Source organism: Bartonella sp. AP57NXGY (assembly GCF_042195805.1).
Lineage (GTDB): Bacteria > Pseudomonadota > Alphaproteobacteria > Rhizobiales > Rhizobiaceae > Bartonella.
This window is the reverse complement of sequence record NZ_JBHIOZ010000005.1, coordinates 45,464-55,747: the sequence shown is the minus strand read 5'-3', so window position 1 is coordinate 55,747 and position 10,284 is coordinate 45,464. Positions and strand designations below refer to the sequence as shown.

The window sequence follows — 10,284 nt, the reverse complement described above, 5'->3', positions numbered from 1 at the left end:
GTCTAATCGATTTTTATACCATTCGTGAGAGGATTTTCGTAAGTACTTTTCAGATACACCGTTGTGAAATGGACTTAGAAACATTAAAATAAAAGAGGAATTATAAATAAGAAAAACATACTATTTTGGGATGCTCTGTTTTGTGTGAAGGATGTGAGCTTATATGTAAAAATGAGAAAAAAAAGCAAAGTTTCATCTTCATCATTAAAAGATATTGACATATTTCAAAGTCGTAGAACCGAATGAAAGGGAAGGGGCAGAAGAGAATTGTTTGTCTTTAAGGCTTTCTAACTCAATGAGTCTGTCTTTCTGTTATCAGAGATAATCCAAACGATATATATAATAACGTGCTCTTATTTGGTATAGAAATGTTATAAGCAGGAAAAATAGTCTTAAAAGATGCTGTTTCACAAGATTTGAATATTGACTAATAAGCAACAGTAAAAGGATGAGCTATTTGTTTCACTCTTCTCTTATATTTGTAATCTCTATGATATTGTCGTCTATGTTGAGAAGAAATGAATTATTTGTACTACCTGTTGATTTATAATGATAATTCATCATTTCGAATTTATTAATACTGAATCAATTAAAATTACTTTCTTATACGTCCTAAGAAAGTGGGTATGGTACTATTTAAAAAGGAATAAAAACACTTCTTATCAACGCTTTCAAATGCTATTTGGGAAGTTAAGGCATATTATTTCCGTCGACCAGAAAGCAAGTCGGTTTTTATATCTATTTTCCCAGTGAGTCTTGCTTTGTAGACACCATAATTTTCCATGACACGCATCACGTAATTACGTGTTTCTGTATAAGGAATACGTTCAATCCAATCAATGACGTTATCGAGAGATTGACCTCGAGGATCGCCATAACGTTTTATCCATTCATTGACTCGACGGGGACCCGCATTATAGCCAATAAGAGTTAGTATATAGGATCCATTAAAACGTTCTAATTGTTCATTGAGAAAATGAGCACCTAATGTTGCATTATAATGAGCATCACTGCTAAATTTTTTAGGAGACCATGCGATTGAGTATTTTTTTGCCAGTGCTTTTGCTGTTGTAGGAAGCAATTGGAGTATACCTTGTGCACCTGCTTTTGATATGGCTGTTGGATTAAATTCGCTTTCTTGGCGTGCAATGGCATAGATAAGCGATTTTTCTTCTACAGAAATATTAGCAGAAGCTGGTATAGCTCCCAGAGGATGAGAGAGTGCACCGACATTTTTCCCCTGAAAAACAGCCATTTTTCCAATTTTGAGGCTGGTATAATAGTCTCCATTTTTTTCTGCCATAACAGCCAGAAGAGCTAATTCACCGGGGCTTTCTATTTTTTTTCCGAGCTCTCTATAAAAAATTTTAGCAAAATCAGCATAGCCGGCTGCTTCAAGACGTTGAATTGCTTTGATCGCTTTTCGTGCACTAAAATGTTGTCGCTCAGCGGTTGTTGGTTTGGGAAAGAAAACTTTAAGCTTTTTTTGGTTGAGTCGTGCAGCGGCTAATTGACCATAGTAAGTTGCACCAAAATGAGCTGCGCGATGAAAGTATTGCTGGGCATTTTGATGTTCTTCTAGCGTTTCTGCTGTTCGTCCCATCCAGTAATATCCACGTGATGCATAAAAAGGTAAAGAAGAGAGTTGAGGAATACGTGAAAAATGCTGCATTGCCAATTTAGGGTTATGAAGAAACCGTAGTGCATACCACCCTGCATGAAACTCAGCATCGACGGCTAATGCAGATGTTATACCAGTGTGCATTGCAACAAGTTGATAAGCAATTTTGGGTTTGTTTAAATCGAGCATTTCACGAGAAAGGGCGCGTTGTTCTTTCCACAATGAATGAGGGTTCATAAGGCGGAATGCATCTTTTGATGTTTTCATCATGAGTGCTGCTGCTGCATCATATTGCTCTGTTCGTCGAAGATGGCGTATTCGAGCAAACTGAAAAAGAGGATCTTTTTGCCATGATCTCTCTACAGCTTTTAATTTTTGTGTAGCTCTAGGATCATTTTTTTCAACGGCCACAAAAGCATTAAAAAGAGATTGAGCATGGGCTAATTTTGCAACGCGTGCTGCTGAATCAAAACGATGTGCATAGAGCATAAACTGCATGCGTCTCAAATGATCAATAGGTTTTAATGCAGCGTTTGCATTTTTAAGAACAAATACTTCTTCTTTTGCATTAAGCTGTGTTTTATGCCACCATGGCGCAATAACGTGTTGAGCACGAGTGGTTTGTCCCGTTGCGATAAGTGCTTTAGCGAAGAGAGCCATCCCTTGTGCTGTTTGGGGCGGGTGATGAGAAAATTTTTGGATGATTGCGCGTGTGACGTTGGTTTCGTTAAGAAAAGCACGTTCAGCATTGCGTTGCATCGTTTCTATACCGGGCCATCCTTTTAGCATGTTGATTGCATTAAATATTTCAGAACTGGGTATATTAGCTTGGTTTGACACCCCCAGCGCCCATGTCAAAATATGACGATCAAGGCTATGTTTTTCCATTGAATTACGAAGATTTATTGTTTTTGCAATATTGTTGTTTGCTAGTGCATCTAGCCCAGTTTTCAGTTGCTGAAGTGTAGCAGTATTGTGTGATGTAGTGTGTATCTGTTGAAGAGATTCTTGAGCTTCTTTTGCGGTAAAGGGAGTAGGGCGAACCAAAGGGATTGGTACTTTCCCTTGCAAAAGGGGTGTTTGCGCGTATGCACTTGAAAATAAAATTCTTATTGCCAGTATAAGTGTAGTAAAGGTTGATACGAAAAGAGAGGTGGATAATACACGCATAGAGAAAAGACCTTGAGACCTTGCTTTTTGTAAAAACTTAAGGATTTATAGAACACAAGCATGAAAAACGCGTTAATATAGACGGCTTATTTTAAAGAAATGTTCAACATTTAAGGAGGGACATTTTCATCTTATGGGGGCTTTTTTTGAAATTCATCTTGCTTCAATGATAGAGCAAGATTATGCTCTATTTAAAATTTATAAAAGGCGATTATAAAAAAATAAAAGCAAACATTATAGGGAGTTTATCATGCTCAAGGGAGCTATAACTGCGCTTATCACACCGTTTGATAACAAGGGCGCGATTGATGAGAAGGCGTTTTGTGATTTTGTTGAATGGCAGATCACACAAGGGATTAACGGTGTAAGCCCTGTTGGGACAACAGGTGAATCAGCAACGTTAAGTCATGAAGAACATAAGCGGATTATAGAATTGTGTGTTGAGCAGGTTGCAAAGCGTGTTCCTGTTGTTGCTGGAGCGGGATCAAATAGCACAAGCGAGGCTGTAGAGCTTGCACAATACGCGCAAAAAGCTGGTGCAGATGCAGTTTTGGTTGTCACTCCCTATTATAATAGACCAAATCAATCTGGCTTATACAAGCATTTTTCTTCCATTGCCAAAGCTGTTTCTATTCCGATTATAATTTATAATATTCCTGGTCGTTCTATTATCGATATGGCTGTAGAAACGATGAAAGACCTTTATCAAGATTTTAACAATATCATTGGTGTTAAGGATGCAACGAGCAGAATTGAGCGCGTTAGTGAACAAGGTGAAAAGTGTGGAAAAGATTTTGTGCAGCTTTCCGGTGATGATTGTACGGCGTTAGGTTTTAATGCACATGGAGGTATGGGGTGTATTTCAGTTTCTTCTAATGTTGCTCCAAAGCTTTGTGCTGAACTTCAAGCCGCTTGTTTTCGTGGTGATTATAAAACAGCACGAGAATTAAATGATCGCTTGATGCCTCTTAATCGTGCTGTGTTTATTGAACCTAGTCCAGCAGGTATTAAATATGCTGCTGCAAAATTAGGATTTTGTGGTGATACTGTGCGTTCTCCTATTGTTCCATTAACAGAAAGAACAAAGAAGATTATTGATGCAGCCCTCAGTCATGCTGGTCTTTTAAAAGCATAAAATGATATTGACAAAGCCATGAATAAAAAAAAGAACGCGCCCGTACGGAAAATAATTGCTGACAATCGTAAAGCACGTTTTAATTTTGAAATCCTTAATAATCTCGAGGCTGGTCTTGTCCTTCAGGGAGCGGAAGTGAAGTCCTTACGTTCTAATCATGCCAATATTGCTGAAAGCTATGCGAGTTTTGAGAATGGGGAATTATGGTTAGTAAACAGCTATATTCCTGAATATACGCAGGCTAATCGTTTTAATCATGAACCACGACGTTTGCGCAAATTATTACTTTCAAAACGTGAGATGGCACGTTTTTTTAATGCAACGTCTCGTGAAGGAATGACACTTGTTCCTCTCAAACTTTATTTTAATGAACGAGGGCGCGTTAAGTTGGAGATCGCTCTAGCGCGGGGGAAAAAGCTTCATGATAAGCGCGAAACGGAAAAAAAACGTGATTGGGGACGTGAAAAAGCAAGACTTTTAAAAAGATATGGATGATGGATGCAATTTCGATATTCTTTATTTATAGCACTTTTTAAAACAGTTTTAGCATTGATCTAAGTATGTTTTTGCTGCTTGAAAGATTTGGTGAAACATGGCGTCTGTCAAGCGCCCAGTATTTGTATTATAACGAGAACAGTGATAGCTCGAAAAGATGCGTAATCTGCCGATGTTATTGATTTCACCGTGTCCAAAAGGGTGAGATAAAACTTTTGCATTAAGGGCACGTATCGTTGAATGGTGCGCAATGGTGCCTAAGGTAATAACGGCTTTAAGTTTGGGAAGATTTGTTAAAAGAGGTGAGAAGAAATAGCGGCACGTGTTAATTTCTGCACCGGTGGGTTTATTTTCTGGTGGAACACAACGAACAGAGTTAACAATTGCTGCATCAATAAGTTCAAGAGTATCGTCTGCTCTTTCTTCAAAGGTTCCTTGGGCAAAACCAAACTTTTTTAAAGTTGAATAAAGTAAGTGCCCAGCATAATCACCAGTAAATGGACGTCCAGTTCGATTTGCTCCGCGTAATCCAGGAGCAAGCCCAACAATAAGAAGGCGTGTTGTATCTGGCCCTTTATAAGGAAAGAATGGGCGCACCGGTGCGTTATACCAACTTGGTTCTTTTACACGCCAGCCAGCGATAAATTGATGAAGCCTAGGACATAAATTGCAATTTTGGGGTGGTTCTGGGCAAAGTGATGTTAATTGGCTATTCATGGTGTTAGGCATCAATCGTTTTTCTATTTTTTTGAGTCTTTATATAGCGTATATGACGGGTTATGTTTTGATAAACAATCTATAATGAATATAAATAAACTTTTTTAGAAGAAAGTTTAATATAAACTTATTGCTCATTATTGTGTAAAGAGAGATCATCTTTCAGTAATTCATTCGATGAATAAGAGTGCGATACACATGATGTTCAAAGAAAAAAGTTTTCTCTTTAGATAAAGATATTATCATAAAAAGTATGTATAAGGCTGCTGTTATTGCAAAGGGTTTAAACAGCAGGTATTCCTTTTAAAAGGATAAGGACTCCAGACAAGTATTTTGTCAAGAAAGACCTCCCTTTGTTTGAAGTCAATCTATTGGAATGCTTTTAAAAGAAATTTTGATAACAAGCATGAATAGGTTATACATTTTTATAAATTTTCCAAGATTTTTTTTAAATAAGTTCTTTAATCAAAAAATATAAAAGTTTGTGTTGTTTTTCTTGTGTTTTATTTTGATTATTGTATATACTCCTCTATCCGCTATTAAATTTTTTTATTTGAGAAAGAGGCATAAATGGCCCGCGTAACGGTAGAAGATTGTATTGATAAAGTTGACAACCGCTTTGAATTGGTACTTTTAGCAGGTCATCGGGCGCGTCAGATTTCACAAGGAGCGCAGATTACGGTTGATCGTGATAATGATAAAAATCCAGTTGTTGCTTTGCGTGAAATAGCAGAAGAAACATTGTCGCCTGCTGATTTAAAGGAAGACCTTATTCATTCGTTGCAAAAGCATGTGGAAGTAGATGAGCCAGAAATGGCAAGTGAATTTATTACCCATTCAGGTGAAGCTGAAAGTGTTTTTAATACGTCGTCGCAAGAAGAAGGTACTTCATTTGATCATATGTCAGAAGAAGAGCTTTTAGCGGGTATTGAAGGTTTGGTTGTTCCAGAAAAAAGTGACGATTATTAATTGCAGCAATTTATGTTACAGGAGTAAAGATACCTTGTCATGTAAGGAGCAATTATTTTTCTTGTCTTTTATTGATAGGACATGTTCAATAAAGATTAGAGGTGTGAAAAGATAAAGGATATGCTCGTATGATGCGTCAGTGTGAGCTTGTTGGACGTGTTCAACGTTACAAGTCTGACGTAGATGAGGCTCTTTTAAACAGGGCCTATGATTATGCAATGAAAAAGCATGCACATCAAAAGCGTGCGTCAGGTGATCTTTATTTTTCTCATCCTTTAGAAGTTGCTGCTATTTTGACAGATATGCGGTTGGACGAGGCAACGATTGCTGTTGCTCTTTTGCATGATACAATTGAAGATACAAGCGCTACACGAGCAGAAATTGATCAGCTTTTTGGTTCTGAAATTGGGAAGTTGGTTGAAGGGCTTACAAAGCTTAATAAGCTTGATCTTGTATCAAAGAAAGCCGTACAAGCAGAAAATCTTCGTAAACTTCTTATTGCTATTTCTGATGATGTTCGTGTTCTTTTAGTCAAACTTGCTGATCGTCTTCATAATATGCGTACCCTTGGTGTTATGCGTGATGATAAACGTCGGCGAATTGCTGAGGAGACGATGGATATCTATGCGCCACTTGCAGGTCGTATGGGTATGCAGGATATGCGTGAGGAATTAGAGGATCTCTCTTTCTTTTATTTAAATCCAGAAGGTTATCGTACAATTACCAATCGACTTTCTGAATTATTGAAACACAACCGTGATTTGCTTTCCACAATTGAAAATGAATTGACAAAACTTTTTTTGGAGCATGGTATTAAAGCAGATGTTAAAAGCCGTCAGAAAAAATCTTATTCAGTTTTTCGCAAAATGGAAAGTAAAGCATTATCTTTTGAACAATTATCGGATATTTTTGGATTTCGTGTGATTGTTGAGTCCGTGAATGATTGTTATCGTGCTCTTGGTGTCATTCATACGACATGGCCAATGGTTCCTGGTCGTTTTAAAGATTATATCTCTATACCAAAGCAAAATGATTATCGTTCTATTCATACAACAATTGTTGGTCCTTCAAGACAACGTGTTGAGTTGCAAATTAGAACGGCTTCTATGGATGAAGTTGCTGAATATGGGGTTGCTGCTCATTCCATATATAAAGAGCATGGTTCCAATTATTCGACTGTGAAGTTATCAAGTGAAACGAATGCCTATGCATGGTTGCGTCAAACGATACAATCTTTGTCTGATGGAGATAATCCAGAAGAGTTTTTAGAACATACAAAACTTGAGCTTTTTCAAGACCAAGTTTTTTGTTTTACGCCGAAAGGTCGATTAATTGCTTTTCCTAAAGGAGCTACGCCTATTGATTTTGCTTATGCCGTCCATACAGACATCGGTGATTCTTGTGTGGGTGTAAAAATCAATGGTCGTATTATGCCTTTAATGACCAAATTAAAAAATGGTGATGAGGTTGATATTATTCGCTCACACGCTCAAATTCCGCCAGCAGCATGGGAATTTCTTGTTGTCACGGGTAAAGCACGTTCAGCTATTCGACGAGCAAGTCGTGCAGCGGTACGTAAACAATATTCGGGTTTAGGATATCGTATTCTCGAGCGTTCATTTGAATATATGGGAAAGCAATTTTCAAAAGACCTTTTGAAGAAAGTTTTGCCACGTTTAGCACGTAAAGATGTAGAGGATGTATTGGCTGCTGTTGGGCGTGGAGAGCTGTTTTCCGCTGATGTGATTAAAGCGGTTTATCCTGATTATCAAGATCACCGTGTGGTACAAAAGTCATCTTTTAAGCCTGGGGAAGAAGGTTGGTTTAATATTGAAAATGCTCAAGGTATGATTTTTAAAGTTCCAGAAAATGAAAAGAATGCAAAGGTCGAGAATCATCAATCTAAAGCCTTGCCTATTAGAGGAACCCGTGGAGATATACCCGTACGTTTTTCACCGGAAGGAGCAGTACCTGGAGATCGGATTGTTGGTATTATGCAGCCAGGAGCTGGGATCGTTATTTATCCAATACAGTCTTCAGCTTTGATGGCGTATGATGATCAGCCAGAACGATGGATTGATGTTCGCTGGGATATTGATGCCCAAATGAATGAACGTTTTCCTGCACGGATGAATATTTTAGTTGTAAATAGTCCTGGTTCTCTGGCTGAAATTACACAAATAATTTCTGCTAACGATGCCAATATCCAAAATTTATCTTTTATCCGTACAGCACCAGATTTTACAGAAATTATGATTGATTTGGAAGTGTGGGATTTAAAACATTTGAATCGTATTTTTTCTCAGTTAAAAAAGGCAGGTTCAGTAAGTACAGTACGGCGGGTTCATGGATAAAAAGAAAGATTTTGCAATGAAGACACAAGATGTCATTGATATTTTTAAACAAGCAGATGCTATTCTAGAAGGGCATTTTATTTTAACATCGGGGCGCCATAGTGCGACTTATATGCAAAAAGCGAAAGTATTCATGCATGCTGACTTGACGGAAAAGTTATGTCGTGGATTGGCTGAAAAAATCAAAAAATCTATCGAGGGAAAAATTGACTATGTTGTTGGTCCCGCAATTGGCGGTCTTATTCCTTCCTATGAAACTTCACGTCACCTTGGTGTTCCTTCTCTTTGGGTAGAGCGTGTAAATGGCATCTTTGAATTGCGTCGTTTTGAAATCAAGAAGGGTGCACGGGTTGTTATTGTTGAAGATATTGTAACAACGGGGCTTTCTATTCGTGAGACTGTTGAAGCGCTTGTTGCAGCAGGAGCAGAGGTATTGGCCAGTGCATGTATCCTTGATCGTTCTGGTGGTAAGGTCAATGTTGGAGTTCCATTGATTGCGCTTGCTGAATACGAGATAACCTCTTATGCTAGTGATGCACTTCCTGCAGAGCTTTCTGTTCTTCCCGCGATTAAACCAGGCAGTCGAAATATTTAATTGTCGTTCTATTTTTTTTGTGCAAAAGCTTAAAAAGATTAATTTGGATGATATAGATTATTTCATCATTAAAAGATGTATATTGAGAGTCATATGCTTTTTCGTCGTCGAGAACCAATAGATTTTGTAACGCGTATTCGACTTTGGTTATGGCCACGTCGTTCATTTTCTCGCTCATTTTGCTACATACATAAACGTATTTTGCGTATATCAGCAACACCGCATGAAGTAGCATTAGGGGTTGCTGTTGGCGTTTTTTTAGCTTGTTCCCCTTTCTTTGGGCTGCATATTATTTTGGCAATATTTTTTTCTTGGCTTTTGCGTGCAAACTTTGCTGCCGCAATCATTGGGACAATTTTTTCTAATCCACTCACATTTTTATTGATTGTCATGGCTGATTATAAAGTAGGGTATTTTTGTTTATCACTTTTTAGCGATGTCAAAGAGATTTCTCTTTCGCAAATTCGTGCTCTATTTAATGGTTTGACATTGTCAAATCTCTCTCTCCTCTTTAAAGGCGCATGGGACACAATTATGAGTCCTATGATTTTAGGGGGAACTCTTTTAGGTATTGTTTTTGGTGGTTTATCTTATATAGGTGTTTACAGAGCAACGGTTCGTTTTAAACAAAAGCGATATCAAAAGATTATAAAAAAAAGGCGTTTAAAGAAGCGCTCATCGTGAGAAAGATCGGGTAATATCTTATGATTATTGGTCTTGGAAATGATCTGGTTGATATACGACGTATTGAGAAAATGTTGGTTCGTTATGGTGAGCGTTTTATCCAACGTATTTTTACGGATATTGAAAGAAATAGATCTGAAAATCTCAAAAAAAGCTCCTCGTCCTATGCAAAAAGATTTGCTGCTAAAGAAGCATGTGCTAAAGCCTTAGGAACGGGAATCGCTTGTGGTATCAATTGGAAAGACATGGGGGTAGTTAATTTGCCATCTGGTAAACCAATAATGCAATTAACAAATCGTGCGCAAATGCAACTTCAAAAGTTATTACCTCCTCATCATGATGCAGTTATTCATCTTAGCATAACAGATGATTTTCCTTGGGCACAGGCATTTATTATTATCGAAGCACTTCCACGTGGATAGATGGCGTGAGAGATTGTGCTTTTGTTATTTGAATATTATGATGACAAAAATTATATCTGTGATGAGAAGGCAGTTGGTGATGATCCAAAAAGATAAAGTGCATAAAAAAGAAAAAAAAGGTG

General features: G+C 37.7%; 9 protein-coding genes. 7 read left to right on the top strand and 2 right to left on the bottom strand.

From position 1 onward, the window contains the following. Positions 1-700: 700 nt before the first annotated feature. The gene (locus ACFIL8_RS01720) at positions 701-2,791 is read right to left on the bottom strand and encodes a lytic transglycosylase domain-containing protein (RefSeq protein ID WP_375671826.1); all 2,091 of its coding nucleotides are present in this window, start codon (positions 2,789-2,791) and stop codon (positions 701-703) included. A gap of 250 nt (positions 2,792-3,041) precedes the next feature. Between ACFIL8_RS01720 and dapA the strand changes: the two genes are divergently transcribed. Then, on the top strand, positions 3,042-3,926 hold the full coding sequence (dapA, locus tag ACFIL8_RS01715) for a 4-hydroxy-tetrahydrodipicolinate synthase (protein WP_375612952.1): 885 nt from the start codon (positions 3,042-3,044) through the stop codon (positions 3,924-3,926). Between the two features lie 18 nt (positions 3,927-3,944). Continuing rightward, positions 3,945-4,421 carry an SsrA-binding protein SmpB gene (smpB, locus tag ACFIL8_RS01710; protein WP_012231306.1) on the top strand — a complete coding sequence of 159 codons (477 nt, stop codon included), beginning with the start codon at positions 3,945-3,947 and terminating at the stop codon, positions 4,419-4,421. Between the two features lie 48 nt (positions 4,422-4,469). Here the strand turns inward: smpB and ACFIL8_RS01705 are convergent, their stop codons facing one another. After that, positions 4,470-5,138 (bottom strand): uracil-DNA glycosylase, encoded by a 669-nt coding sequence (locus ACFIL8_RS01705; protein WP_375630891.1) that lies wholly within the window; start codon positions 5,136-5,138, stop codon positions 4,470-4,472. A gap of 570 nt (positions 5,139-5,708) precedes the next feature. Here ACFIL8_RS01705 and rpoZ point away from each other — a divergent pair. From rpoZ to acpS, 5 genes are all read left to right on the top strand, one after another. Next, positions 5,709-6,107, top strand: a complete 399-nt coding sequence (gene rpoZ, locus ACFIL8_RS01700; protein WP_273791104.1) for a DNA-directed RNA polymerase subunit omega — start codon at positions 5,709-5,711, stop codon at positions 6,105-6,107. Positions 6,108-6,235: 128 nt separating this feature from the next. After that, complete coding sequence (locus tag ACFIL8_RS01695) at positions 6,236-8,461, top strand: RelA/SpoT family protein (protein WP_375612951.1); 2,226 nt, start codon at positions 6,236-6,238, stop codon at positions 8,459-8,461. Positions 8,462-8,477: 16 nt separating this feature from the next. After that, entirely contained in the window at positions 8,478-9,056 is a 579-nt protein-coding gene (gene pyrE / locus ACFIL8_RS01690) for an orotate phosphoribosyltransferase (RefSeq protein ID WP_375613047.1), read from the top strand. A gap of 93 nt (positions 9,057-9,149) precedes the next feature. Continuing rightward, positions 9,150-9,740, top strand: a complete 591-nt coding sequence (locus tag ACFIL8_RS01685; protein ID WP_375606309.1) for a DUF2062 domain-containing protein — start codon at positions 9,150-9,152, stop codon at positions 9,738-9,740. Between the two features lie 20 nt (positions 9,741-9,760). Further along, the gene (gene acpS, locus ACFIL8_RS01680) at positions 9,761-10,162 is read left to right on the top strand and encodes a holo-ACP synthase (RefSeq protein ID WP_375606308.1); all 402 of its coding nucleotides are present in this window, start codon (positions 9,761-9,763) and stop codon (positions 10,160-10,162) included. Positions 10,163-10,284: the final 122 nt, after the last annotated feature.

Bases quoted from the DNA above. Each gene is read 5' to 3' on its own strand.
- pyrE (WP_375613047.1), top strand. From the start codon at position 8,478: ATGAAGACACAAGATGTCATTGATATTTTTAAACAAGCAGATGCTATT.
- dapA (WP_375612952.1), top strand. From the start codon at position 3,042: ATGCTCAAGGGAGCTATAACTGCGCTTATCACACCGTTTGATAACAAG.
- ACFIL8_RS01685 (WP_375606309.1), top strand. From the start codon at position 9,150: ATGCTTTTTCGTCGTCGAGAACCAATAGATTTTGTAACGCGTATTCGA.
- acpS (WP_375606308.1), top strand. From the start codon at position 9,761: ATGATTATTGGTCTTGGAAATGATCTGGTTGATATACGACGTATTGAG.
- ACFIL8_RS01695 (WP_375612951.1), top strand. From the start codon at position 6,236: ATGATGCGTCAGTGTGAGCTTGTTGGACGTGTTCAACGTTACAAGTCT.
- ACFIL8_RS01720 (WP_375671826.1), bottom strand. From the start codon at position 2,791: ATGCGTGTATTATCCACCTCTCTTTTCGTATCAACCTTTACTACACTT.
- ACFIL8_RS01705 (WP_375630891.1), bottom strand. From the start codon at position 5,138: ATGAATAGCCAATTAACATCACTTTGCCCAGAACCACCCCAAAATTGC.
- rpoZ (WP_273791104.1), top strand. From the start codon at position 5,709: ATGGCCCGCGTAACGGTAGAAGATTGTATTGATAAAGTTGACAACCGC.
- smpB (WP_012231306.1), top strand. From the start codon at position 3,945: ATGAATAAAAAAAAGAACGCGCCCGTACGGAAAATAATTGCTGACAAT.